At 64.7% G+C, this 25,437-nt stretch carries 23 protein-coding genes; 11 read left to right on the top strand and 12 right to left on the bottom strand.

The genetic code is table 11. From position 1 onward, the window contains the following. Window positions 1–76: 76 nt before the first annotated feature. Window positions 77–1,468, bottom strand: coding sequence for a TonB-dependent receptor (locus PIB19_RS03035; RefSeq protein WP_271239627.1), 1,392 nt, complete (start codon window positions 1,466–1,468; stop codon window positions 77–79). Further along, window positions 1,465–3,012, bottom strand: a complete 1,548-nt coding sequence (locus PIB19_RS03030) for a TonB-dependent receptor plug domain-containing protein (protein ID WP_271239626.1) — start codon at window positions 3,010–3,012, stop codon at window positions 1,465–1,467. The genes PIB19_RS03035 and PIB19_RS03030 overlap by 4 nt, the downstream gene beginning before the upstream one ends. Window positions 3,013–3,504: 492 nt before the next feature. Between PIB19_RS03030 and PIB19_RS03025 the strand changes: the two genes are divergently transcribed. Together PIB19_RS03025 and PIB19_RS03020 are read left to right on the top strand one after the other, a co-directional pair. Next, window positions 3,505–6,621: a TonB-dependent receptor domain-containing protein gene (locus PIB19_RS03025; RefSeq protein ID WP_271239625.1), complete on the top strand. Its 3,117-nt coding sequence runs from the start codon at window positions 3,505–3,507 to the stop codon at window positions 6,619–6,621. 88 nt (window positions 6,622–6,709) lie between these two features. Then, window positions 6,710–8,284 carry a tetratricopeptide repeat-containing sulfotransferase family protein gene (locus tag PIB19_RS03020; RefSeq protein ID WP_271239624.1) on the top strand — a complete coding sequence of 525 codons (1,575 nt, stop codon included), beginning with the start codon at window positions 6,710–6,712 and terminating at the stop codon, window positions 8,282–8,284. 51 nt (window positions 8,285–8,335) lie between these two features. Here PIB19_RS03020 and ahcY read toward each other — a convergent pair whose 3' ends face one another. The 3 genes from ahcY to PIB19_RS03005 form a co-directional block, all read right to left on the bottom strand. Continuing rightward, complete coding sequence (gene ahcY, locus PIB19_RS03015) at window positions 8,336–9,751, bottom strand: adenosylhomocysteinase (protein WP_271239623.1); 1,416 nt, start codon at window positions 9,749–9,751, stop codon at window positions 8,336–8,338. A gap of 124 nt (window positions 9,752–9,875) precedes the next feature. Continuing rightward, on the bottom strand, window positions 9,876–10,604 hold the full coding sequence (locus PIB19_RS03010; protein WP_271239622.1) for a DUF6683 family protein: 729 nt from the start codon (window positions 10,602–10,604) through the stop codon (window positions 9,876–9,878). 118 nt (window positions 10,605–10,722) lie between these two features. After that, window positions 10,723–12,243, bottom strand: a complete 1,521-nt coding sequence (locus tag PIB19_RS03005; protein WP_271239621.1) for a TolB family protein — start codon at window positions 12,241–12,243, stop codon at window positions 10,723–10,725. Between the two features lie 109 nt (window positions 12,244–12,352). On the opposite strand from PIB19_RS03005, the gene PIB19_RS03000 reads away from it, so the two are divergent. Then, the gene (locus tag PIB19_RS03000; protein WP_271239620.1) at window positions 12,353–13,030 is read left to right on the top strand and encodes a DNA alkylation repair protein; all 678 of its coding nucleotides are present in this window, start codon (window positions 12,353–12,355) and stop codon (window positions 13,028–13,030) included. Window positions 13,031–13,355: 325 nt separating this feature from the next. Here the strand turns inward: PIB19_RS03000 and PIB19_RS02995 are convergent, their stop codons facing one another. Beyond that, the gene (locus tag PIB19_RS02995; RefSeq protein ID WP_271239619.1) at window positions 13,356–13,916 is read right to left on the bottom strand and encodes a YqgE/AlgH family protein; all 561 of its coding nucleotides are present in this window, start codon (window positions 13,914–13,916) and stop codon (window positions 13,356–13,358) included. A gap of 95 nt (window positions 13,917–14,011) precedes the next feature. Between PIB19_RS02995 and PIB19_RS02990 the strand changes: the two genes are divergently transcribed. The 4 genes from PIB19_RS02990 to PIB19_RS02975 all read left to right on the top strand — a co-directional run bounded on the left by PIB19_RS02990 (window position 14,012) and on the right by PIB19_RS02975 (window position 16,541). After that, window positions 14,012–14,494 carry a peroxiredoxin gene (locus PIB19_RS02990; RefSeq protein WP_271239618.1) on the top strand — a complete coding sequence of 161 codons (483 nt, stop codon included), beginning with the start codon at window positions 14,012–14,014 and terminating at the stop codon, window positions 14,492–14,494. A 73-nt stretch (window positions 14,495–14,567) separates the two neighbouring features. Then, window positions 14,568–14,816, top strand: coding sequence for a hypothetical protein (locus PIB19_RS02985; protein ID WP_271239617.1), 249 nt, complete (start codon window positions 14,568–14,570; stop codon window positions 14,814–14,816). 84 nt (window positions 14,817–14,900) lie between these two features. Continuing rightward, window positions 14,901–16,337 (top strand): AMP nucleosidase, encoded by a 1,437-nt coding sequence (locus tag PIB19_RS02980; protein ID WP_271239616.1) that lies wholly within the window; start codon window positions 14,901–14,903, stop codon window positions 16,335–16,337. 72 nt (window positions 16,338–16,409) lie between these two features. Continuing rightward, window positions 16,410–16,541: a hypothetical protein gene (locus PIB19_RS02975; RefSeq protein WP_271239615.1), complete on the top strand. Its 132-nt coding sequence runs from the start codon at window positions 16,410–16,412 to the stop codon at window positions 16,539–16,541. 6 nt (window positions 16,542–16,547) lie between these two features. Here PIB19_RS02975 and PIB19_RS02970 read toward each other — a convergent pair whose 3' ends face one another. From PIB19_RS02970 to PIB19_RS02955, 4 genes are all read right to left on the bottom strand, one after another. After that, window positions 16,548–17,285 carry an SIMPL domain-containing protein gene (locus PIB19_RS02970; protein WP_271239614.1) on the bottom strand — a complete coding sequence of 246 codons (738 nt, stop codon included), beginning with the start codon at window positions 17,283–17,285 and terminating at the stop codon, window positions 16,548–16,550. A gap of 28 nt (window positions 17,286–17,313) precedes the next feature. Next, the gene (locus PIB19_RS02965; RefSeq protein WP_271239613.1) at window positions 17,314–19,146 is read right to left on the bottom strand and encodes a M2 family metallopeptidase; all 1,833 of its coding nucleotides are present in this window, start codon (window positions 19,144–19,146) and stop codon (window positions 17,314–17,316) included. Window positions 19,147–19,309: 163 nt separating this feature from the next. Further along, window positions 19,310–20,071 (bottom strand): alpha/beta fold hydrolase, encoded by a 762-nt coding sequence (locus tag PIB19_RS02960; RefSeq protein ID WP_271239612.1) that lies wholly within the window; start codon window positions 20,069–20,071, stop codon window positions 19,310–19,312. Then, window positions 20,052–20,495 (bottom strand): GFA family protein, encoded by a 444-nt coding sequence (locus PIB19_RS02955; protein WP_271239611.1) that lies wholly within the window; start codon window positions 20,493–20,495, stop codon window positions 20,052–20,054. The genes PIB19_RS02960 and PIB19_RS02955 overlap by 20 nt, the downstream gene beginning before the upstream one ends. Before the next feature lie 130 nt (window positions 20,496–20,625). On the opposite strand from PIB19_RS02955, the gene PIB19_RS02950 reads away from it, so the two are divergent. Genes PIB19_RS02950 through PIB19_RS02935 form a run of 4 tightly spaced genes read left to right on the top strand, consistent with a single transcriptional unit; the run spans window position 20,626 to window position 23,774 of the window. After that, complete coding sequence (locus tag PIB19_RS02950; protein ID WP_271239610.1) at window positions 20,626–21,030, top strand: MarR family winged helix-turn-helix transcriptional regulator; 405 nt, start codon at window positions 20,626–20,628, stop codon at window positions 21,028–21,030. Then, window positions 21,023–21,520, top strand: a complete 498-nt coding sequence (locus tag PIB19_RS02945; protein ID WP_271239609.1) for a biotin/lipoyl-binding protein — start codon at window positions 21,023–21,025, stop codon at window positions 21,518–21,520. The genes PIB19_RS02950 and PIB19_RS02945 overlap by 8 nt, the downstream gene beginning before the upstream one ends. Continuing rightward, window positions 21,520–22,131, top strand: coding sequence for an HlyD family secretion protein (locus PIB19_RS02940; protein ID WP_271240894.1), 612 nt, complete (start codon window positions 21,520–21,522; stop codon window positions 22,129–22,131). The genes PIB19_RS02945 and PIB19_RS02940 overlap by 1 nt, the downstream gene beginning before the upstream one ends. A gap of 53 nt (window positions 22,132–22,184) precedes the next feature. Next, window positions 22,185–23,774, top strand: a complete 1,590-nt coding sequence (locus PIB19_RS02935) for a DHA2 family efflux MFS transporter permease subunit (protein WP_271239608.1) — start codon at window positions 22,185–22,187, stop codon at window positions 23,772–23,774. On the opposite strand, the gene PIB19_RS02930 is transcribed toward PIB19_RS02935, so the two are convergent. Both PIB19_RS02930 and PIB19_RS02925 read right to left on the bottom strand, forming a co-directional pair. Then, window positions 23,771–24,151 (bottom strand): GFA family protein, encoded by a 381-nt coding sequence (locus tag PIB19_RS02930; RefSeq protein WP_271239607.1) that lies wholly within the window; start codon window positions 24,149–24,151, stop codon window positions 23,771–23,773. The two genes, PIB19_RS02935 and PIB19_RS02930, sit on opposite strands and share 4 nt — an antisense overlap. A gap of 47 nt (window positions 24,152–24,198) precedes the next feature. After that, window positions 24,199–25,227 carry an aspartate-semialdehyde dehydrogenase gene (locus PIB19_RS02925; protein ID WP_271239606.1) on the bottom strand — a complete coding sequence of 343 codons (1,029 nt, stop codon included), beginning with the start codon at window positions 25,225–25,227 and terminating at the stop codon, window positions 24,199–24,201. Window positions 25,228–25,437 lie beyond the last annotated feature (210 nt).

The following is a 25,437-nucleotide window of genomic DNA, read 5'->3' as shown; positions in this document are numbered from 1 at the left end:
GCACCGAAAAAGGGCCCGGCATCGCCGGGCCCTCAATCTCTGTCTTAAGTCCGGCTGCCGCAGCAGCTGGAGGCCATCAGAAGATGTTGGCCTTGACGCCCAGGAAGAACGACCGGCCGACCGCGCTGATCGGATAGGCGGTCGCGCCCACATCCGGCTTGGTATCGAGCAGATTGTTCACGCCGGCATAGATGTTGAAGCGGTCGCTCACATCATAAGCGACATAGAATTCGTGTTCCCACTTCTCCTTGTACCACATGTAGCCGGCGGGGTAGTAATCGGGGTTGGCCGCTGCCTGTTCCGGCGTGGCACGGCGGGTCTTGGACCACCAGTTGATGCCGTAGTTCATCTTCACCGGACCCTTGATCCAGGTCAGATCGAACATCGCGCTGAACTTCGGCGCCGGATAGACCGCCGATTCCAGTTCGTTCTCCGGGTCCGCACCCGCAGTCGGCACGAACTTCAGCTTGTTCAGATAATTGCCCTGGAGCGAGATATTGAACGTGCCGACATCGTCGAACGGCTGGAAACGGTAGTTCAGCGACACGTCGAGGCCCGCGGTCTCGTACGCCGCCACGTTCTGCGGATTGATCGTGAAGAACGAGACATAGCCGTTGGTCGGGCTGCGCTGGATAAGGCCGCAATAGAAGTTGTTGAGGTCCGGCTGGTCGACGCACAGGTCGACGATGTCCTGCGCGGTCGAATAGCGGATCGCCTGCTTCAGGCGGATGTCGTACCAGTCCGCCGACAGCTCGAAGCCGGGCACGAAGCTCGGGCGCAGGACGACGCCCGCAGTCCAGGTCTTCGCGGTCTCCTGGGTCAAATCGCGGTTGCCGCCCTGGAAGCCCAGCAGGCTGCTGTTCTGCGGCGACGTGAAGTCGTCTCCCGGATCGAACGTCGCCGGATTCACGCCGAGCGCGGTCAGCGCCGCGGTGCAGTTCGCGGCGCGATACTGGGTTCCTTCCGCGACGCGATCGATGCCGCACGGATCGGTGATGAACTCATACGAGCCGCTACCGCCGGCGAACAGCTCGACGATGTTCGGCGCGCGGACCGCCTCCGAATAGGTGCCGCGGAAGGTGATGTCGCGAACCGGCGAATAACTGCCGTTGACGTTCCAGGTCGTGGTGCGGCCGATGGTGGAATAATCCGAAAAGCGGACTGCGCCGCCGATCGACAGGTTCTTGGCGAACGCCATGTCGGCGAGGATCGGCAGGTTGATTTCGCCGAACACTTCCTTGACGTCGAAGCTGCCTTTGTCGACCCGCTTCGGCGCATCGTCCATCAGTGCGCCGGCCAGGCTATAGTCCGACGGGATGTAATTGCTGCTTTCCTTGCGATACTCCGCGCCGATCGCAAAGCCGATCGGGCCGCCCGGCAGGTTGAAGAACGAACCGGTATTGCCCGACAATGCCGCGGAAACGACGTGCTGCTGGATGCGCGCCCAGTCGCTGTGATCGACGGTCACGAAGTCGAGCGCCGCCTGCGAGGGCGAGCCCGCGCCGAGGATGTTGAGCGGTACGCACTGGCCGGGGTGAAGGTCTTCGGCGCGCCGTTATAGACCGGCTGGCCGCCGTAATTATTGCCCTGGATGGTCGTCTGCCCGGGCAGGTTGATGCGGCAGGTGATGCCGCCGGCGCCGTCGGATACTGCGTCGAGCGCGGCATAATAACGCTCGGTGATGCGGTCGTTGCGGTTGGTGCTCTCCTGCGTCGACTGGCCGAAGACATAAGAGACGTCATAGTTGAGGTTCGACGCGATCTCGCCCTTCGCGCCCACCACGGTGCGGAACAGCTCGCGCTCCATCTCGTAGCGGCGGATGCCGAAGTCGAAATTGTCGCGGCTGAACACTGCGCCGTTCGCTGCATCGGCGCCGAAGCGCTGCTGCAGATAGGCGTTGTCCGGTGCAAGCTCGGTCAGGAAGTCATAGGTCGGCTGCGCGAAGGTATAGGCCTTCGAGCGGACGTACTTGCCTTCGGCATAGAGCTCGAACGCAGGGCTGAATTCGTAGTGTGCCATCACATTGGCGATGTGGCGCCGCGAATAGGGCGTGTAGTCGCCATAATAGGTTTCGCGCGGGGTGCTCGATCCCCCGATCGTGAAGGCCGAACCGGGGAGATAGGTGCCCACGTCGTAGATCCCGCCTTCACCGGTGCGATCGGGCGCGAAATCGCCGTCGAGGTCGATCGCGCCGCCTGGCGAGCTGTCTGCCCAGCGCAGGTTGGTGTAGAGGATACGATCGGGAACGCCGTCATTGTCGCTGGGACCGTTCGGATCGTCGAGGTTGCGCACAAAGGCGTAGGACGGTCCGGTCTTGCCGTAATTCAGACGATCGCGCTGGCTGAACCGGTCGGTCTGGTTGTATTCATAGGCGAAGGTGACATTGCCGCGCCCGTCGGCGAAGTTCTTGCCCGCGGTTACTGCGAGGAAGCGATCACCCGCATCTCCGCGCTGCGAGATGCTGGTCTGACCGCGCACGCGCAGCCCTTCGAAATCCTTCTTGAGGATGAAGTTGACCACGCCCGAAACGCCGTCCGCGCCATAGATCGCCGAGGCGCCGCCGGTCAGGATGTCGACCTTCTCCACCAGATCGGTCGGAATGGTGTTGATGTCGACCGCCGCAAGGCCCGGCGCACCCGCGACATGGCGGCGGCCGTCGACCAGCACCAGCGTACGCGCGGTGCCGAGATTGCGCAGGTCGAGCAGGTTGGTGCCCACGGCCTGCGCGTTCGAGAGATTGGAGCCCGCCGAGAGGATGCTGGTCTGCGAGCCGAGCAGTGCCGGGCTGTTGACGAGGAAATCAGTAAGATTGACCTTGCCCGATTGTTCGATGGTCTCGGCGCTGAGCACCTGCACCGGATTGGGCAGCGACAGCTCGGGGCGCGCGATGCGCGAACCGGTGACGACGATCTCCGTCTCGGGCTCCTGGTCCTGGGCGGCCGTTGCCGTGTCGGTCTGTGCCGGCGCCGGATCCGGCGTGTCCTGCGCGAACGCCGGGGTGGCGATCGTCATTGCCAAAAGCGACGAGGCCAGAGCGAGACGCGCGCGGCTACCTGGCCGACGCGAGCGAACAAGGAAAAACGCCATTACAATTCCCTTTTTAAACAAGTGCCCGACTTTTCCGGACTATGTTTCTGCAGTGTTTCCGTTCCCGCTGCATCGCAACACCGGATGCCGGTTGTTACCACAGTGTATCATTGTTGCAACACGCCGAGCCGATGAACGCGATCAGATGGCGCTCCGGAGAGGGGACGCGGTCGGGGGTCAGGACCAAGTCATAAATGCATCGCAGCCGGGTTGCGGCATCTTCCGTGCAGTGGCCCGCCTAATAGTAAACGTAATAAAGTTACGTATTTCTACGGATTGGTAACATTTTAGCGCCTAAACCGTGGCATAAATGCCACGCTCTTCGCCAGCAACATTCTGCAACATCAATGACACTTGTCACCGGCCGCACGCGTCGGCAACCCTCCCGGGTAACAGCAAGAAATTAGGGGTAACGAGATGAAAGTGGGCTTTCTTTCCGCCACTGCACTGGGTTCGGGTGCGTTGCTCGGTCTCGCGCTGATCGGCACCGCGCCGGCATATGCACAGGACACCGGCGACCAGACGACCCCCGCGGCCGCACCGACCGTCGACCAGGCGCAGGAAACCACTGAGGCACCGGGCGAAACGATCGTCGTCACCGGCTCGCGCATCCGTCGTCCGAACCTTGACTCGCCGGTTCCGGTGACGTCGATCGGCGGCGAGGAATTCTTCCAGACCGGCACCACTTCGGTCGGCGACGTCCTCAACGAGCTACCGGCGCTCACCAGCACCTTCAGCCAGTCGAACTCGACGCGCTTCCTCGGCACCGCGGGCCTGAACCTGCTCGATCTGCGCGGCCTCGGTCCGCAGCGTACCCTCGTGCTGGTCAACGGCCGTCGCCACGTTGCGGGCGACATCCTCAACAACGCCGTATCGCCCGACGTCAACTCCATGCCGACCGATCTGATCGAGCGCGTCGACATCGTGACCGGCGGCAGCTCGGCAGTCTATGGTTCGGACGCGATCGCGGGCGTGGTCAACTTCGTCCTCAAGGACAATTTCGAGGGCTTCCAGATCCGCGGTCAGGGCGGCCTCAGTGACGATGCCGACGCGTCCGATTATTATATCAGCGCGCTCGCCGGCAAGAATTTCGCCGACGGCCGCGGCAACATCGCGCTCAACCTCGAATATGCGCATCAGGGCGACTTCTACGCTTCGGACCGCAAGGAGTACCGCAACAACAACGGCTTCGTGGTCGTCGACAGCGATCCCGCGCTCTCGCCCAACGGCAGCGACGGCAAGCCCGACCGCGTATTCTCCCGCGACATCCGCAGCGCCACGTATTCGAACGGCGGCACCTTCCTCGGCAATAGCTGCGGCACTTTCTACTGCTCCTATGGCTTCCAGCCGAACGGCGACTTATTGCCGCGTACCGGAACCCGCATCGGCGTCGGCAGCTTCGGCAGCTTCATCGGCGGAAACGGTGATAACTTCCGTGACGGCACCCAGCTCGGCCTTCGGCCCAAGCAAGACCGCTACAGCGCCAATCTGATCGGGCATTTCGAGATCTCGCCGGCGTTCGTGCCGTTTGTCGAGGCGAAATATGTGCGTTCCGACGTTCTCGGCAGCGCCAGCGGTCCGTTCTTCTTCAACGGCGGTGTGACGGGTTCGCCGCGTGAGGTGTTCTACACCGACAATCCCTACCTCAGCGCGCAGTCGCGCAACTTCCTCAACGACTATTACGGCGTTGCGGCGGGCACGAGCCAGCCCTTCTACTTCAACGAGAACGCGACCAGCCTCACGAACCGTCAGGAATCGATCAAGCGCGAGACCTACCGTCTCGTCGGCGGCGTCCGCGGCGACCTCGGCAGCAACTGGTCGTACGAAGTGTCGGGCAATTACGGTCAGTTCGACGAAACGAACAAGATCCTCGGCAACGTCAACCTGCAGCGCTTCCTGCTTGCGATCGATGCGGTCGATCAGGGTGTGGTGCAGAACGGCGTGGCCAACGGCAACATCGTCTGCCGCGCAACCGTCGATCCGGCGGCCCGCATTGCACTCGAGGGTGCTGCTAATCAGGCCTTCGCCAACTCGCAGCTCGCGGCTGACGTGGCCGCCTGCCGGCCGGTCAATTTGTTCGGTGTCGGCAACGTCAGCGATGCCGCGCGGAATTATCTGCTCCAGGATTCGATCGCCAAGGGCCGCATCACGCAGTTCGTCGCGAATGCGTTCGTCAGCGGTGATTCGAGCAAGTGGTTCGAATTGCCGGGCGGTCCGGTCGGCATCTCGTTCGGTGCCGAATATCGCCGCGAGACCGCGCTCTACACGCAGGACGAGTTCACCGACGCCGGCCTGACCTTCTACAACTCGATCCCGACTTTCGATCCGACGTCGTTCGAAGTGAAGGAAGTGTTCGGCGAGCTCAGCTTGCCGCTCCTGAAGGACGTACCGTTCTTCAACAGCCTGACGTTGAGCGGTGCAGCGCGCTACGCCGACTATAAGGGCTCAACCGGCAACGTCTGGGCATATAACGGCAGCCTCGAATGGTCGCCGGTCCGCGATCTGCGCATCCGCGCCAATTATTCGCGCTCGGTCCGCGCACCGACCCTGGTCGATCTCTACACGCCGTTCGGGCAGAACTACGCGCCCGGGTTCCAGGACCCTTGCTCAGCCCTTCAGATCGGTGAAGGCTCGTCCACCCGTCAGGCGAACTGCAACGCGGCGGGCCTCGCTGGCTTCAATTATCAGTATCTGGATTCGCTCGGCTTCCGCTCGGGCGGCAATACCGATCTTGAGGCGGAGACTTCAGACTCCTACACGGTCGGCTTCGTCCTGCAGCCGCGTTGGGTGCGGGGTCTGTCGCTCACCGTCGATTTCTTCGACATCACGGTAAACAACACGATCTCGACGCCCAGCGCGCAGGATATCGTCAACGCTTGCTACGATGCGTCGGATCTCAACAATCAGTTTTGCTCGCTGTTCCAGCGCTATTCTGGAGCGGGAACCGGTCCGCGCGGCGAGATTCCCGGGCAGATCCTTGAGAACAACCTGATTGGCCAGCCGCTCAACTACGCGAAGCTGAAGGTTCGCGGCATCGACGCAGAGGTCGGCTATCGCGGTGCGATCGGCAACCTCGGAAACCTGTCGACCCGTGCGATCTACACGCACAACTTCCGCAATGACTCTTATCTGAATCCGGCGGATCCGGGTCGTCGCGATCAGGATCTGGGTGAGCTCGGCTTCCCGAAGGACGAGGCGCAGTGGAGCGTCGACTTCCAGACCGGTCCGATCACGCTCGGCTACAAGATGCGCTACGTCGGCAAGATGACCGTGGGCGCCTGGGAAGACACGCACACCGTGCAGGGCCGCGACCCGGAGAATGCGGATTACTCGGACATCGCCTGGTATCCGTCGACCTTCTACCACAACGCCCGCATCCAGATCGACGTCAACAAGTCGTACAATCTGTACCTCGGCGTCGACAACGTGTTCGATACCCTGCCGCCGCTCGGCACCACCGGCGCGGGCTTCGGCAGCGGCATCTACGACAATGTCGGCCGCTTCCTCTATGCCGGCTTCGTCGCCAAGTTCTGATCGGAACTTCGGGCAAAGCTTTGGGGGCCGGGATCATTCCCGGCCCCTTTTTCTTGGGCTATCGCCGATTTGCTGGCATCGCAGTCCGATGACCGTTTCCACCGATAGCGTACCGCTCCTCCGCGAAGCCGGCGCGGCCCTCGCCCGCGGCGATCTGGCGGCCGCCGAACGCGCGGTCCGCGCCGTGCTACGTCAGGACGCGAACAACGTCGTCGCGATTCTGATGCTGGCCGACGTGGCCAGCGCGGTCGGCATCTATCCGGAGGCCGAGGCGCAGCTCCGCCGGGCGATCGCACTCGCCCCCGATCATGTCGAGGCTTGGGTGAACCTCGCGCTCGTCCTGGTCCAGCAGCGCCGCACCGACGAAGGCCTCGCATTGCTCGACCGCGCGATCGAACGCGACCCCGCCCATGTCCGCGCGGCGGGCTCCAAAGCCAATATCCTCGCCCAGCTCGGCGACTATGACGCAGCCGCGTCGACATATGAGGCGCTGCTCGCCCGGATCGGCGACAATGCCGATGTCTGGATGTGGTACGGCCATCTGCTCAAGACGCTCGGCCGGCAGGACGATGCAGTCGCCGCCTATCGCCGCGCCACCGGCATCGCCCCCGATCTCGCCGAAGCCTGGTGGTCGCTCGCCGAGCTCAAGGCCGGGCGGATCACCGATGCGGATGTCGCGACGATGGAACGCGCGCTCGCCGCCTCGCCCACCGACCCGAAGGCGCTCTTTCTCCATTTCGCGCTCGGCAAGGCGCTCGAGGATCGCCGGGACTGGCCGCGCTCGTTCGCGCGTTACGCCGCAGGCAATCGCCTGCGGCTCGCTCTCGAACCGCACGACCGGCAGCTGGTGAGCGCCGAAGTCGATCGCGCGATCCGCATCTACGACCGCGACTTCTTCGCCGCCCGCGCCGGCTGGGGCACGCCGGCGGCCGATCCGATCTTCATCCTCGGCCTGCCCCGCGCCGGCTCGACCCTGCTCGAACAGATCCTCGCCAGCCACCCGCAAATCGAAGGAACCGCGGAGCTCCCCTACATCCCCCAGCTCGTTCAGGCGCTCGTCGCCGAACGCTGGCGTGACCGCGCCGCTGCGCATCCCGAGATCGTCACTGCGCTCGACTCTGCCACTGCCGCCGCGCTCGGCGCACGCTACCTCGAAAGCGCCGCCCGCCACCGCAAGACCGGCGCGCCCTTCTTCATCGACAAGCTGCCCAACAATTGGCTCTATGCGGGCTTCATTCACCTGATCCTGCCCAACGCCCGGATCATCGACGCCCGGCGCGATCCGATGGCGTGCTGCTTCTCCAACTTCAAACAGCATTTCGCGCGTGGCCAGACCTTCGCGTATTCGCTCGAGGATCTCGGCGCCTATTATCGCGACAATGTCCGCCTGATGGCACATCTGGACGGCGCGATGCCCGGCGTGATCCACCGGATCCAGCACGAGGCCCTGCTCGCCGATCCCGAGGCCGAAATCCGCCGGATGCTCGATTTTCTCGGGCTGCCGTTCGATGCGGCCTGTCTCGCTCCGCACGAGAACAAGCGCCCGGTTCGCACCGCCAGCTCCGAACAGGTACGCCGCCCGATCAACCGCGACGCGGTCGATCAATGGCGCCATTACGAACCCTGGCTGGGCCCGCTCAAAGCCGCGCTCGGCCTGCAATGAAAAAGGGCCGCGGTTCGCACCGCGGCCCTCTTGTCTCGATCGGTCGTCCGATCAGTAGCGGTAGTGATCCGGCTTGAACGGCCCTTCCACCGGCACGCCGATATAGTCGGCCTGCTTCTGGCTGAGCTTCGAAAGCTTCACGCCCAGCTTCTCGAGGTGCAAAGCCGCGACCTTCTCGTCGAGATGCTTCGGCAGCACGTACACGTCGTTCTTGTAGTTCTCGCCCTTCGTCCACAGCTCGATCTGCGCGAGCGTCTGGTTGGTGAAGGACGACGACATCACGAAGCTCGGGTGGCCGGTGGCGCAGCCGAGGTTCACGAGGCGGCCCTTGGCGAGGATGATGATCTGCTTGCCGTCGGGAAACTTCACCAGGTCGGTGCCCGGCTTCACTTCGTCCCACTCGTAGTTCGAAAGCGCGGCGATCTGGATCTCGCTGTCGAAGTGGCCGATGTTGCACACGATCGCCATCGGCTTCATCGCGCGCATGTGATCGGCGGTGATCACGTCGGCATTGCCGGTCGCGGTGCAGAAGATGTCGGCGCGCTTCACGGCCTCGTCCATGGTCACGACCTCGAAGCCCTCCATCGCCGCCTGCAGCGCGCAGATCGGGTCGATCTCGGTGACGAGCACGCGCGCGCCGCCGTTGCGGAGCGACTGGGCCGAGCCCTTGCCGACATCGCCGAAGCCGGCGACCACGGCGACCTTGCCGGCGAGCATCACGTCGGTGGCGCGGCGGATCGCGTCGACCAGCGATTCCTTGCAGCCATAGAGGTTGTCGAACTTCGACTTGGTCACGCTGTCATTGACGTTGATCGCCGGGAACGGCAGTTCGCCCTTCTTGGCGATCTCGTACAGGCGGTGGACGCCGGTGGTGGTCTCTTCCGAAACGCCCTTCAGGTTCTTGACGGTCTGGGTGAGGTAGCCCGGATACTTGGCGATGAACGCCTTGAGCGCGCGCTGGAACTCGACCTCTTCGTCGTTCTCCGGCTCGCCGAGCGTCGCGCCGGCCTCGAGCTTGGCGCCCCAAAGCGCGAACATCGTCGCGTCGCCGCCGTCGTCGAGGATGATGTTGGCAGTCGTGCCGTCGCTATCGGCGCCCCAGTTGAAGATGTCGCCGACATAGTCCCAATATTCGGCCAGGCTCTCGCCCTTCACGGCGAACACCGGGATGCCGGCGGCCGCGATGGCGGCGGCGGCATGATCCTGCGTCGAGAAGATGTTGCAGGTCGCCCAGCGGACGTCGGCGCCGAGCGCGGTCAGCGTCTCGATCAGCACCGCGGTCTGGATCGTCATGTGGAGCGAACCGGTGATCCGCGCGCCCTTCAGCGGCTGCGACGGGCCGAATTCCTCGCGCAAGCTCATCAGACCGGGCATCTCGGTCTCGGCGATTTCGATTTCCTTGCGGCCGAAAGCGGCGAGTTCGATGTCCTTGATGACGTAGTCGTTCTTGTCGAGCACGGTAGCCACGGGCTGATCTCCAGCAGGTATAAAAGGGTCCGCGCGCCGGACTCGCCGGCCGCGATTGGCGCGCCCTACCGCGTCAGATGGGAATGCGCAAGTGGGATATAAAGATATCTTTATATGTACCCGCTCAGCCGACCAGTCCCGCCTCGGTCAGTTTGAGCCGACGCAGATCGAGGTTCATATCGGTACGAAACCGCGCGGTCGCCGCATCGGAGAATCGGGCAGCCGCAGCGGCATCGCGCCGGGTCACCGCGTCCGAATAAGCCGACCCCTGCGCGACGAAATTGAGCATGAACGTCTCGGCCATCGCCTGCCGTTCGGCATCGCCCATCTTCGCAAAGGCCGGGCTCTCGCCGAGCGCCCGCGCCACCTGCCCGCGCACCGCCTGCACCTGCGCGCGGCTCGCGAACGGCACCTTGTTGGCAATCTGCCAGTTCTGCACCCAATAGCTCGTCATCGCGTCCGCAACGTCGCCGCGCCGCAACCCGTCGACCGCGACATGCTTTTCCCACATGCCCAGCAGGTCCTGCTGCTGGATCACCTTGCGCAGCTGTTCAGCATTGGCCGGGTCCGCCCGCGCCACGAAATCGGCGAATTTCGCGCGGACCTGCGCGGATATCGCCGGAGAGCCGCGATAGCGCGTGCTGGTAGCCCCGGTCGGGCGGGTCGGCGTAGCGGCCCGACGATCGCCGCCACCGCTGCGCACCGTCGAGCCGAGAACATTGTTCATCTGCCCCACCGACGCCATCGACGCACCGAAGTCGATATATTGGCTGCCGATCGCCGGGAAATCCTGCCCCTGTGCCGGCCCGGCGGCGAGCATGGCGACGCACATGGCGGCAAGGCGGTAACGCATCCCCAACGCTCCCCGATCGGCTGGCAACGGCCGGATGATTACGCTGGAAAGGTCCCGGGACCAGCCGCCGCCGCCCGCACCTCGTCCCGCAAAAGCGGCACTGCGCCGCATCGGGCGCTCACCGCACCAGCCGATAGCTTACGAACGCCACTTGCTTCCCGTCGGGCGACCAGCTCGGCACGTTGATCGTCCCCTGCCCGCCGAACAGTCGGGTCAGAACCTTGGGCGGCGCGCTGCCGTCGGCAGGCATGATCTCGAGCGCCACGTCCTCGCGATTGGGCGGATGGTCGGTCAGCGCCACGTCCAGCCCGAACGACACGAAGGCGATCCACTTTCCGTCGGGGGACACGTGCGGAAACCAGTCGCGCCGATCGGGATCGCGAGTCAGCTGCACCGGATCGCTGCCGTCGGCACTGGCGCGCCAGATCGCCATCGCGCCGCTGCGGGTCGAGTTGAAATAGAGATATTTGCCGTCAGGCGAATATTCGGGCCCGTCGTCCACTCCCGGCCCGACGATCAGCGGCCGCGCCGGACCGCCCGCCAGATCCTTCGCCCAGATATCGTAGCCATCGTCATCGGTGCCGACCCGAACATAGGCCAATGTCTTCCCGTCCGGACTCCAGCCATGCCAATAAGAGCGCGCCTTCGGATCGCTCACCACTTCGCGCGGCGCGTCCGAACCGGCGAGCGGCAATACGAAGATGCGCGAGAGATTGTCGGGTTCGGACTGATCCGAGATCACGAGACCTTTGCCGTCGGCCGAGATGCCGTGATCGTTGTTGTTCCTGATATTGCGCCCGGTCGGGATCGCGACCGGCTCGCCGCCTTCCACCGGAATCCGCCAGATCCGGCCATTGGCATTATAGACCAGCGCCTTGCCGTCGCGCGTCCAGTTGGGCGCCTCGATCTTGCCGGGGAAATGACGGACGACGCGGCGGCTCTGCACCCCGCTTACTTCGATCACTTCGAGCGTGCTCTCGACCTTCGCGGCGTATCCGGTGTCGGGCACATAAGCGAGGCTCGGCACCTGCATCTCGACATTGGCGAAGGTCGCGGTCTCGGTAACCGCATTGTCGTGCGCCGACACCGCCAGCCCGACCAGAACCGGCGCCTGGAACGCGATCCGATAGCTCCCGCCGGCATGGACCAATTTGCCGTCCGGCCCGGCGACCGAGAAAGTCACGAAATTCCCCTCGCGCTCGAGCCGGACCCGCCGCGGATGCCAGACGGCGGAGACGATCTGCCGCGTCGGCCCGTCCTGCTCGGCGCGATATTGCAGCGAGACCATGCCGTCGCCGTGCACCATCACATCGGCATAAGGCGAGCCGGGCGTCCGGTTCTGCCGGATCATCAGCCCCGCCTTGCGGTGCGGATCCTTGCCCTTGCCTTCCCACGCGATGTCGGCGGCGATGTGGAGATCGCCCGAACGCTGCACCCAGGCGTAATGAAACGCGTCCTTCTCGCCCCAGATGTTCGCGCCGCTCGCGGTCACCCGGTAACGGTCGGCATCGAGGCTGACGCTCCCCGGCGTCGCGGTCTCGCCGATATCGGCATGGTTCGCGAAGATTCCGACGGTCTGCGCCGCTACGGGACTGGCACAAAGCGCCATCGCGCACGCCACAAGCAAGTGCCGGATCATAGCCCTCTCCTCGCCGAAATCGTCGCTCGGTCGCGCCACATGTTAACGCTAACCAATCTGGAAGCGAAACCATTTCGCATCACCGCTTCCCGCCTTATCCTGCGCGTCGATGACCCCAGACATCACCCCTGTCCTCCGCGCGCTCGAGGCGCATGCCGACACCGCGTTTCGCGACACGATGGGCCCGCGCTTCGGCATCGTCACCGCGGACCGCGTCCTCGGCGTGCCGATGGCGAAGATCCACGCCGTCGCCAAGCCGCTCGGCCGCGACCCCGAGCTGGCCGAGGCGCTTTGGCGGAGCGGCGTCTACGAAGCGCGGATGGCCGCCTGCATGGTCGACGATCCCGCCACGGTGACGCCCGAACGGATGGACCGCTGGTGCGCCGATCTCGACAATTGGGCCGTCACCGACACCGCCTGCTTCAAGCTGTGGGACCGCACCCCGCATGCTTTCGCGATGATCGATCGCTGGGCGATGCTCGACCATGAGTTTGGCCGGCGCGCGGCCTTCGCGTTGCTCGCCAGCTGCGCCCTGCACCGCAAGGGCACGGAGGCCGATTATCTCACCCGATTGCCGCTGATCCATGCCGCGGCGAGCGACGAACGCAATTTCGTCAAGAAAGGCGTCAGCTGGGCATTGCGCGCGATCGGCGGCAGCAAGAGCCCCGCCCTGCGCACAGCCGCCCGCGATCTCGCCGCCACTCTCGCCGCCGCACCCGACAAGACCGGGCGCTGGATCGGCAAGGACGCCCTGCGCGAATTCGCCAAGGCCGATTCCAAGAACTGATATCCCCGCCCTCCAGCCCCATCTTCGTCATCCCGGCGAAGGCCGGGATCCAGAGTCACGAGGAACACCGCCAGTGGCTCTGGGCCCCGGCCTTCGCCGGGGTGACGGAGAATTAGAATCTTCCCTCCTGCCCTAAGCGCCTCTTTCCTACATGGCCTAAAGCAACTATGTTCTCTTTATGTTCACAGAAGAACCAGCGCCCCAGCGGCCAATCGTAAACACCGCACACAGGAAATTTACTTGCGCACCCGCGCAACGGAATTTCCCAATTCGCGGGAAAAGTGCGAAGTTAAGCGCCGCAAATCCAACGACACGGCTTCGCGACTCACGCCGTCCCGGTGCTGTTCGCCAGCAGCCGCGGATCGATTCCGGCGATCTCGAATCCCTGCGCCCAGCGTCGCCGGGCGTCGACATCGTAGAGCAGCTTCGTGTCGCCGCTGGTGCTGAACCAGCCGTGCCGGGTCATCTCCTCGTCGAGCTGGCCCTCGCCCCAGCCGGCATAGCCCAATGCGACCAGCCAGCGGCTCGGCCCCTTTCCCTCGGCGATCGCCTTGAGCACGTCGATCGTGCCGGAAAGCGCCCAGCGCCCGCCGACATCGATCGTGTCCTGCCCGCCCCAGTCGGTCGAGTGCAGCACGAAGCCGCGCCGCGGCTCCACCGGGCCGCCGAAATGCACCGGCGCGTCGGGCACCTCGCCGGGATCGATCTCGAACTGCTTGAGCAATTCGTGGAGCCCCAGCCCTTCGATCGTCTCGCCGATGCCGATGCCCAGCGCCCCTTCCTCGTCGTGCGCGCACATCGCGATCACCGCATGCTCGAAGCGCGGATCGCCGATCCCCGGCATCGCGAGGAGGAACTGACCGGTGAGATAAGGCGTCGAATCCATGCCGCGACAACTTATCGCTTCGGTTTCGGGTCCGTCACGCTTGAAAATGTCATCGACCGCGCCGATTGGAGCATTGACCTCAAAAGGAGAGTGAAATGACCATCCAGGTTGGCGACCGCATCCCCAGCACCCAGCTCGTCAAGGTGACCGAGGCAGGCCCCGAGCAGATCGGCTCGGACGAATATTTCGCCGGCCGCAAGGTCGCGCTCTTCTCGGTGCCCGGCGCCTTCACCCCCACCTGCTCGGCCAAGCACCTCCCCGGTTTTGTCGAGAAGGCCGACGAGATCAAGGCGAAGGGCGTCGACGAGATCGCCTGCACCGCGGTCAACGACGCGTTCGTGATGGGCGCCTGGGGCAAGGCCAGCGGCGTCGACGGCAAGGTGACGATGCTCGCCGACGGCAACGGCACCTTCGCCAAGGCCGTGGACCTCGAGATGGACGGCAGCGGCTTCGGCCTCGGCACCCGCGGCAAGCGCTATTCGATGCTGGTCAATGACGGCGTCGTCGAGCAGCTCCATGTCGAGGCGCCCGGCGCGTTCGAAGTCAGCTCGGCCGATTATCTGCTCGGCCAGCTGTAACGCCGCACCCGTAACGGAACTGCCGTGCCGTTGCGGGAGTTGATCCAGGGTACTTCTACGAAAGGGAAGCGTCATGGCCAACAGCAACAGCACGAGCGATTCGGGCAGCGAGAGCCCCGTCCAGAGCCAAGGTTCCGAAAAGTCCTTCCTCGCCTCGGCGCAGGAAACGGTTGCCGGGGCAGTCGATGCGACGGTGCAGGCAGTGAAGGACCACCCGGTCGCCGCAGCCGCGGTCGCCGCGGGTGCCGCCGCTGCGGTGGGCGGCGCGGTCTATGCCGCCACCCAACTGGGCGGCGAAAAGGAACCGGCCTCGAAGAAATGATTCGATCGGCCTCTGCTCTTTCACGAGCGGAGGCCGACGATCCGCAGTCTTGCCAGAGTCATCTTCGCGCATTAGCGGTCGAAGATGACTCAAGCATCAGACATCGTCGCCGAGCTGGACCGCCTCTATCGCGCCTCGGTCGAACGCCTCCAGGCCGCCCTCACCCGCTATCTCGAAGACGGCACGCCGCCGGCCCCTTCGAGCCGCACCGACGGCTCCTTCGCCTATCCCGAGATCCGGCTCACCTATCGCGGCGGCAATGACCGCCCCGCGCCGCCCCGCTCATTCGGCCGGCTGGTCGATCCCGGCGAGTATCGCATCAGCGTCACCAAGCCGGCGATGTTCTCCGACTATCTGATCGAGCAGCTCACGTTCCTGATCGAGGATTATGACGTCGAGGTCGATGCGACGACCGGGCGGCAGGAGATCCCCTTCGCTTATGTGCTCGATCCGGGCCATGCGCTGAGTCTCGATGAAGTCTCGGCGACAGAGCTCGCCCGCCACTTCCCCGCGACCGAGCTCGCCCATATCGGTGACGAGATCGCCGACGGCCTGTGGGTGTCGCCCGACGGGATCCGGCCGCTGGCGCTGTTCGACGGGCTGCGCACCGATTTCAGCCTCGCCCGCCTGCGCCACTATACCGGCACGCCGACCGAGCATGTCCAGCAATACATCCTGTTCACCAACTATCACCGCTATGTCGACGAATTCGTCCGTTGGGCATGCGGCCAGCTCGGGCCCGACAGTCGCTACACCGGGGTCTCGGGTGCCGGCGGCATCGTCATCGAGAGCGCCGACGACATGGACCGCCTCATCTCGGACAGCGCCTGGCGCCGCCACCAGATGCCGGCTTATCACCTGATGGCGCCGGGCCGGACGGGGATCACCCTGGTCAATATCGGCGTCGGCCCCTCCAACGCCAAGACCATCGCCGATCACCTCGCAGTGCTCCGCCCCGAGGCTTGGCTGATGATCGGCCATTGCGGCGGCCTGCGCCCCAGCCAGCGGATCGGCGACTATGTCCTCGCCCACGCCTATCTGCGCGACGATCACATCATGGACGACGTGCTGCCGCCGGAAATCCCGATCCCCGCGATCGCCGAGGTCCAGCTCGCCTTCGCCCGCGCGGCGGAAACCGTTTCGGGCCAGTCGGGCGACGAACTCAAGCTGCGCTTGCGCACCGGCACCATCGTCACCACCGACGACCGCAACTGGGAGCTGCGCTATTCGGCTACGGCCCTGCGTTTCTCGCTCAGCCGCGCGGTCGGCGTCGACATGGAATCGGCGACACTCGCCGCGCAGGGCTATCGCTTCCGGGTGCCCTACGGCACCTTGCTCTGCGTGTCGGACAAGCCCCTGCACGGCGAGCTCAAGCTCCCCGGCCAGGCCAATCGCTTCTACGAACGCGCGATCAACGAGCATCTCCGCATCGGCATCGAGACCGTCGAGGAGCTCCGCCGCGAAGGCGCCAAGCTGCACAGCCGCAAGCTGCGGGCGTTCAACGAACCGCCGTTCCGGTAACTCCCTGATCCTCCCTCGCGCAGCGGGGAGGATCAGGGCACCCCAAGCGTTCTCCCCTCGAAGGAGAACGCCATGATCGATCCCGAGCAACAGCCCGAAACCGAAACCCCGCACGCGCATCAGCCCGACGGCACCGACAGTTCCGCCGAATTTGCTGCGGGGATCGCCGACGAGAACACGATCCCCGAGGAATTGCCCGAATGATCCGCCTCAGCGGCTGAGCTGGAATTCCACTACCAGGCTGGCGTTGACGGTGACTTGATCGGCGGCACCATCCTTCTTCGGTGCGACGATCGTCACCAGTTCGCCGATCAGCGCGAGCGCGCCGGCGGTCGGATCCTGCTTCTCGCTGACCTTGACGATCGCGCTGCGCTTGAGCCCGAGCGTCGCAGCATAGGCATCGGCCTCGCCTTGCGCCTTCTTGATCGCCGCGGCCTTGGCCGCCCGCGTCGGCGCGACATAGTCGGTGAGCAGCGGCAGCACGTCGTCGTCGAGCTTGCCGCCATTCGCTTCGATCGGCGCCTTGGCGCTCTCGATCGCGGCGCGCGTCGGCGCGTCGAACTGCAGCGTCTCGGTGGCGGTGGATTGCGGCGTCTCCTTGCTATCCTCCTCGAGCGTTTCGAGGCTGAAGCTCGGCTTCGACTTGGCGCCGGCGAAGGACAAGATCAGACCCATCAGCGAGTTGGTCGTACCGATCTCGCCTTGCCCTTCACGGATATTGAGCGTCGTGAGTGCCTGAATCACCTTGGCGCGATTGGCCGCGAGCGCCACGCCCGCGGCTGCCTCGTCCTTGCCCTTGGCAGTGAGCGCCACCGACATGCGATAGCGCTGCGCGGGCACGCTGACCTGCCCGGTCGTGACGATCTCCACCGAGACCGGTCCCACCGTCTGCGCCTGGGCCGCCAACGGCGCTGCCGCCAGCCCGAGCGCCATCACGTACTTGATCATCCTGTTTCCCCTTTTGAAGCGCGGCGTGTCACCAGCCCTGCGGCTGGCCCTTGTTCTGCTCGTCGAGCCACTTCTTGAGCGGCGCGAAATATTCCATCATCGGCTTGCCCGATATCTCGCGCGTGCCGGTGAATGCCTGCAGCGCGTCGGGCCAAGGCTTCGACGCGCCCATCTCGAGCATCTTGTTGAGCCGCGCGCCGACTTCCTTGTTCCCGTAGAACGAGCAGCGATGCAGCGGACCCTTCCAGCCGGCCTGATCGCACGCCGCCTTGTAGAACTGGAACTGGAGCAGCCGCGCGAGGAAGTAGCGCGTATAGGATACGCTGCCTGCAACGTGATATTTGCCGCCTGCATCGAAGCGCGTCTCGTCGCGCGCGACGGGCGGCTTGAGGCCCTGATATTGCAGGCGGAGCTTGTCCCATCCGGCCTGATAGCCGTCGGGCTTGATCTCGCCCGAGAAGATCTGCCAGCGATATTTGTCGACCAGCAGCCCGAACGGCAGGAACGCCACCTTGTCCATCGCCTGGCGGAGCAGCAGCCCGGTGTCCTTGTCGGCACCCGGCACGGCGCTCTTGTCGAGCAGGCCGATCTGGACCAGATATTCGGGCGTGATCGAAAGCGCGACGAAATCGCCGATCGCCTCGTGGAAGCCGTCGTTCGCGCCGTTGCGATAGAGCTGCGGCAGATCCTTGTACGCGCGCTGATAGTAATTGTGGCCGAGTTCGTGATGGATCGTGACGAAATCGTCCGAATTCACCTTGATGCACATCTTGATGCGCAGATCGTCCTTCTCGTCGACATCCCATGCCGAGGCATGGCACAGCACTTCGCGGTCGGCGGGCTTGAGGAACAGCGAACGCTGCCAGAAGCTTTCGGGCAGCGGCGTGAAGCCGAGCGAGGAATAGAAACCCTCGCCGGTCTGGACCATCTTCTTCCAGTCGTAGCTCTTGGCCTTGAGCAGTTCGCCGACGTCATAGCCGACATCCCCGGCGCCGGCGGGCGCGACAACGTCGTAGATGTTGCCCCATTCCTGCGCCCACATGTTGCCGAGCAGATCGGCGCGGATCGGCCCGGTCTTCGACTGCACCGCATCGCCGTACTTCTCGTTCAATTTGCGGCGGACATAGGTGTGGAGCGCCAGGTAGAGCGGCTTGACGTCGGCCCAGAGCTTGTCGGTCAGCTTCGCGAACTCTTCCGGCGGCATGTCATAACCCGAACGCCACATCGTGCCGGTGTCGGGGAAGCCGAGTTCGGTTGCGCCCTGATTGGCGATGCCGGTCATCTTGGCATAATCGCGGCGCATCGGCGCGCCGACATTGTCGTTCCAGCTGACCCACATCTCCTTGAGCTCGGCCGGATTGCGGCTCTCACCCATCGCCGCCTCGATGTCGCTGCCGTTGATCGGCTTGCCGTTCAGCGTGCCCTTGCCCTTGGCGTACATCGATCCGAGCCGCGTCGAGATGTCCGACAGCTGCTGCGCGGCGCCCGGCGTGGTCGGCGCGGGAAGCGTGATCGCGCTGCGCAGCATGGTGAGCTGGCGCTTCTGCTCGGCGCTCAGCCCCGGCGCATTCTGGTACTTCGCCGCCTCGAGCGCATAGCGCACCGCCATTTCGGTGCCCCGCGCGCCATATTCGGCGGCGAGCGCATCGGTGTCGTCGGTGATGTAGGTCGCGTTGATCCACGCGACGCGCTGACTGATCAGGTTGAACTCGGTATATTCCTTCTGGACGCGGTCGATGAACGCCTGTGCCTCGGCGGCAGTGGGCGCACTGGTCGCAGGTGTCGCCGGCGCGGTCTGCGAGACCGCGGGAGCGGCCAGGAACGAGACGAGCGCGAGCATCGAGATGCCGGTACGGATCATGTGGAAAAACCCCGAGGATCTTAGGATGGCGGACAGTCGCGCGGCGGCTGGACGGGGTCAAGCATTCCTCTTCGTCATCCCGGCAAAAGCCGGGATCCAGGGTCACGAGCGATGTCGTTCCTGGCTCTGGGCCCCGGCCTTCGCCGGGGTGACGGTGTAGAGATCAGTCCGCCAAAAACTCCGCGATCGCATCCCCCAGCTCGGGCCGGGTCACCGCGCTCATGTGATTGCCCGGTATCTCGACGAAACGCCCTTGCGGCAGCAGATCCGCCACCTCCTGCGCCGAACCATTGTCGAAATCCTCGGCACCGGTGACCACCAGCGCGGGAAGATCGATCGCCGCGATCTCCTCCCTCGACGTATCGACAAAGGTCTGCAGGATCAGCAGCAGCGCCTCCGGATCGCCCTTGGTCGTCTTTAGGAACGCCTCGGTCATCCATTCCGAGCTACCGCGCTCGAAGGTGCCGAGATTGGTGAGCACCCGCCTGAAATAGGTGCCCCGCCCATGCGTGTCGGTCAGCCCCGCCAGCCCCATGCCGCACAGCACCGCCCGCCGCGGCTTCGCGCCGTGGACGAGCATGCGCAGCGTCGTGCGCCCGCCCAGCGAATAGCCGCCAAGGTCGTAATCGGTCAGCCCGAGATGCTCGATCAGCGCGAAGCCGTCGCGCATCAGCACGTCGGGCGGATAAGCGGCGGGATCGTGCGGCCGGTCGCTCAGCCCGTGCCCGCGCAGATCGGGCATGATCACCCGAAAGCCGCGCGCGGCGAGCTTCTCGGCATGGCCGTATTTGATCCAGTTGACGTGCGCCGTGGAGAAATAGCCGTGGATCAGCACCACCGGGCGTCCCTCTCCCATCTCGGTCCAGGCGAGCTCGACTCCGTCGAAGCTCTTGAAGCGGTGCGTCTCAGTCGGGAAGTTTGCCAACGGTTCTCATCCAGCGCTGCACGAGGCTCGGGTTCTGATCGGTCCGTGAGGCGGGCAGGTGGCTGGTGTCAAGCCAGGCACGGTGCCAGCTCTCGCATCCCGAATGCTCGGTGGGCACGAAACCCCCGGGATCGTCGAAGCTGCCGACGGTCATATCCATCCGGTCGTGACCGTGCGCCTCATAAGTGAGCGAGGTCCCGCAGGTCGAGCAGAAGCCCCGCTGCGCGATCGGCGACGAATCGTAGCGATCCGGCTCGGTCTCCCAATGCACGTCGCTCTTGAACAGGTTCTTGAACGCGATCGACACCCCGCCGGTGGCGCGCTGGCACATCCGGCAATGGCAGAGATAGGCCTCGTCGTCGTGCACCGTCGCGCGATAGCGCACGCGCCCGCACTGGCATCCGCCCGTCATCTCACCCGCCATGATTGTCCTCCGTGCAATTGCTGCATCGCACAATGCAAGCTGGTCCTCGATTGCAATCTATAAGCCTGCTTACTATGTGCGTGCTATGGCCCATAATGTCGGTTTCCTGATAAGCGATGTCTCGCGCATTATGCGTCGCCGCTTCGACGAGCGCGCGCGCAAGAGCGGCGCGACGGGGCCGCAATGGCGCACGCTCAAGCTCCTCGAACGCCACGAGGGACTAAACCAGGGACAGCTCGCGGAGTTGCTCGAAGTCGAGCCGATCACCAGTTCCCGGATGATCGACCGGCTGGAGGAAGCCGGGCTCGTCGAGCGCCGCCCCGATCCCGCCGACCGGCGCGCCTGGCGCATCCATCTCACCGAAAAGTCCCGCCCGGTGCTCGCCGAGCTCCACGATATCGCCAACGAGATGATCGAAGCGGCGCTTCATGGGTTGGACGCTGCGCAGCGCGATGCGCTGGTCGCTTCGCTCAACGTCATCCGATCTAACATGACCGAAACCAGACCCGAGACCAAAGAGGCCGCAAATGGCTGACGCCGATCCCAAGATCGAAAAGACGCCCGCAGAGGCGATCGTCATCGAACCCGCCACACAGACGGAGCCGGTGCAGGAAGCCACCGAGCCCCGCGCGAAGCGCAGCTGGCTGCGGCCGCTGCTGATGTTCGGCGTGCCGCTGATCATCCTCGCGATCGTCGGCTTTTTCTGGCTGACCTCGGGCCGCTTCGCTTCGACCGACAATGCCTATGTCCAGCATGACAAGGTCTCGGTTTCGGCCGAAGTCGCCGGACGCATCGTCAAGGTCGCGGTGCGCGAGAACCAGCGCGTCAGGAAAGGGGACTTGCTCTTCGAGATCGACCCCGCCCCTATCGCATCGCAGTGGCGCAGGCCGACGCGGCGATCGCCAACGCGCAGGTCGAACTCCAGACGCTGCAGACCAGCTATGTCGGCACCGGCGCCGACATCCAGGCCGCGCGCGACCGCATCGCGCAGGCGCAGGAAGATTATGGCCGCCAGGCCGAGCTGATGAAGCGCGGCTTCACGACGCGCGCCAGCTTCCAGGCCGCGCAGCACGCGCTCGAACAGGCCCGCGCCTCGCTGCAGAGCGCGCAGGCCGACGCCGCCGAGGCGCGCTCGAAGCTCGCCACCGGCGCGGCGGTGCCCGGCGAGAACCCGGCGATCGCCGCGGCGCGCGTCCAGCGCGAGCAGGCGCTGCTCAACCTCAGCCGCACCCGGATCTACGCCCCTGCCGACGGTATCGTCAGCCAGACCGAGCGCCTGCAGGTCGGCCAGCAGATGATGACCGGACTGCCCGCAGTGACGATCGTCACCAGCGATCTTTCGTGGGTCGAGGCGAATTTCAAGGAAACCGATCTCAACAAGATGCGCGTCGGCCAGTGCGCCGAAGTGAGCTTCGATGCCTATCCGGGGCTGAAGCTCAAGGGCCATGTCGGCTCGATCGGCGCGGGGACGGGCTCCGAATTCTCGGTGCTCCCGGCGCAGAACGCCAACGGCAATTGGGTGAAGGTGACCCAGCGCGTGCCGGTGCGGATCATGATCGACGAAAAGAGCCCGCGCGCACTGATCGCCGGCCTGTCATCGGACGTCGAAATCGATCTGCGGAATCAGTGCAAGTGACCAATCGTCGCCCCGGCGAAAGCCGGGATGACGAACGAGAGTGTTAGCGTAATATGGCCACCGCCCGCCCTGCCCAGCCCGCAGCCGCCGCGCCCTCCGCGCCGCAGCCCGGCGTGGCCGCGCTCCCCGTCACCAATCGCGGACTGCTCACGTTCGGCGTCATGCTGGCGACGATCATGCAGATCCTCGACACGACGATCGCCAATGTCGCGCTGCCCCACATGCAGACGTCGCTGGGCGCGACTGCCGACACCGTCACCTGGGTGCTGACCAGCTATATCGTCGCCTCGGCGATCGCCATCCCGATCACCGGCTGGCTTTCGGACCGGATCGGCTCGCGCAACCTGTTCCTGATTTCCACCGTCGGCTTCATCATCGCCTCGGCCCTGTGCGGCATGGCGCAGAGCCTCGAGGAGATGGTGGCGTTCCGCCTGCTCCAAGGCGTCTCCGCCGCCTTCATGAATCCGCTCAGCCAGACGGTGATGCTCGACATCAACCCGCCCGAGCGGCAGGCCAAGGCGATGTCGATCTGGGGCATGGGGATCATGGTCGGGCCGATCATGGGCCCGGTAATCGGCGGCTGGCTGACCGACAATTTCAACTGGCGCTGGGTGTTCTACGTCAATCTGCCTTTGGGCGTGATCTGCATCGCGATCCTTTGGTGGCTGCTGCCTTCGCGGCCGATGCGCAAGCGGCAGTTCGACATCTTCGGCTTCTCGATGCTCTCATTGGGCATCGCCGGACTCCAGCTGATGCTCGATCGCGGCCAGACCGAGGACTGGTTCCAGTCGACCGAAGTGTGGATCGAGATGCTCATCGCGATCATCGCCTTCTGGATGTTCACGGTGCATATGTTCACGGCGAAGAACCCGATGTTCGACCGCGATTTGTGGAAGAACCGCAACCTCGTCACCGCGGTGCTGTTCATGCTGGTGATCGGCGTGGTGATGATGGCGACGATGGCGCTGCTGCCGCCGATGCTCCAGACGCTCTACGGCCATTCGGTGTTCGACACCGGCGTGCTGCTGATGCCGCGCGGCGTAGGCGTGGTGCTGACGATGGCGATCTCGGCGCAACTCGTGCAGCGCGGCCTCGATCCGCGCTGGCTGGTCGGCACCGGCTTCGTGATCGCCGCGCTCTCCTTATGGGAGATGACGCACTGGTCGCTCGAGATGGATTCGACTCCCGTCATTATCTCGGGATTCATCCAGGGGCTCGGCCTCGGCATGATCTTCATGCCGCTGCAAGGCATGGCCTTCGCCACCCTGCCCCCGCAATACCGCACCGAAGGCTCGAGCCTGATGAACCTGACGCGCAACATCGGCGCGTCGGTGGGCATCTCATTGGTGACGACGATGCTTTCCCGCAGCATCCAGACCAGCCACGCCGCGCTGGCGCCTAACATCTCGGCGCAGACGCTCGACGGGCTCGATCCCAGCTTCCTTCAGGCGCTGGGCGGCATCGGCCAGACCGCCTATGCGATGGCGGATGCCGAGATCAACCGCCAGGCGATGATGATCGGCTACCTCAACGACTTCTGGGGAATGGCGATCGTAACGGCGCTGTCGATCCCGCTGGTGATCTTTCTCCGCCGCCCCAAGGGCCCGGTCGAGAAGCCCGATCCCGCGGCGGCAGGGCATTAGAAGAGCGTTCGCCAGACCTCTAGCGGAGCGCCTTCGGGATAGGCCGGTACGCCTTCGGGCAGCGTGATCCAGGGCTGTTTGGTCGAGGTATGGATGTGCAGCCGGGGACTCAGCCCTTCGCTGCCGTCGACGGTCCCCGCACGGACGATCGCCACGCCGGGTCGTGCGCTGTTGGTGTTGTAGATCCGCGTGAGGCACTTCGCGCAATATCGCTGCACCGACAGGCCACCCGACAGCGTCGCCATCGGGACGGGGGTCAGCTCGCCCGTCACCGTCAGCACCTCCTCCGCCACCGGCATCTGATGCGCAAACGAGGCGCCGGTCATGCGCTGGCAGATGGTGCAGTGGCACGCATAGGTGCCGGGAACTGCATCCACCGCCAACGAGTAACGGACGGCGCCGCAACGGCAGCCGCCCGCGATCATCAGGCCGCTTTCTTCAGATGCCGCCGCCCCAGCAGCTCGGCGATCTGCACTGCGTTGAGCGCGGCACCTTTCCGCAGATTATCGCTCACGCACCACAGCGACAGGCCGTTCTCGACGGTCAGATCCTCACGGACGCGGCTGACGAAGGTGGCATATTCGCCGACGCATTCGATCGGCGTGACGTATCCGCCGTCCTCATGCTTGTCGATCAGCATCACCCCCGGCGCCTCGCGCAGGATGCTCTTGGCCTGCGCGGCCGAGATCTCGTCCTCGAACTCGATGTTGATCGCTTCCGAATGGCCGACGAACACGGGCACGCGCACGCAGGTCGCGGTCACCTTGATCCTGGGATCGAGGATCTTCTTGGTCTCGACCACCATCTTCCACTCTTCCTTGGTCGATCCGTCGTCGAGGAAGCTGTCGATGTGCGGAATCACGTTGAACGCGATCTGCTTGGTGAACTTGCTCGGCGTGGCGGGATCGCCGACGAAGATGTTGCGGCTCTGCTCGAACAATTCGTCCATCCCGGCCTTGCCCGCGCCGGAGACCGACTGATAGGTCGCGACGACGACGCGCTTGATCTTCGCGGCGTCATGGAGCGGCTTCAGCGCGACCACCATCTGCGCAGTCGAACAGTTCGGGTTCGCGATGATGTTGCGCTTGCGATAGCCGTCGATCGCCTCGGGGTTCACTTCGGGGACGATCAGCGGCACGTCCGGATCCATGCGGTAGAGCGACGCATTGTCGATCACCGTGCAGCCCGCCGCGGCGAAGCGCGGGGCGTGGAGCTTCGAGCCCTCCGATCCGATCGCGAACAAGGCCATGTCCCAGCCCTTGGGATCGAAATGCTCGATATTCTGGACCTTGAGCTTCTTGCCGGTCTCGCCGAAGTCGATCTCGTCGCCCTGGCTGCGCGCGGAGGCGAGCACGGCGATCTCGTCGATCGGGAATTCCCGCTCGGCGAGGATGTTCAGCATTTCACGCCCGACATTGCCGGTGGCGCCTGCGACCACGACACGGTAGCCCATTTTCGTCCTTCCATCAGGATCGTCGCACTTGCGCCGACGAACGGTTCATTGGTGGTAGATGAGGTGGAATGCCAGCGCATTCCAGTTGCTTCGACGCAAAGCTCGGCTTCGCGCGCGCCTGAAGGTCAGGCGCCTTTGGTAATTCGCGTGCTAGTTCGCGGTTTTCGAAGCATGCGGCGCCCCTAACAGACCAAAAGCTGCGTGACGAGG

The organism is Sphingomonas sp. 7/4-4, assembly GCF_027941955.1.
Classification (GTDB): Bacteria; Pseudomonadota; Alphaproteobacteria; order Sphingomonadales; family Sphingomonadaceae; genus Sphingomonas.
This window is presented reverse-complemented; position numbering and strand designations above follow the sequence as displayed.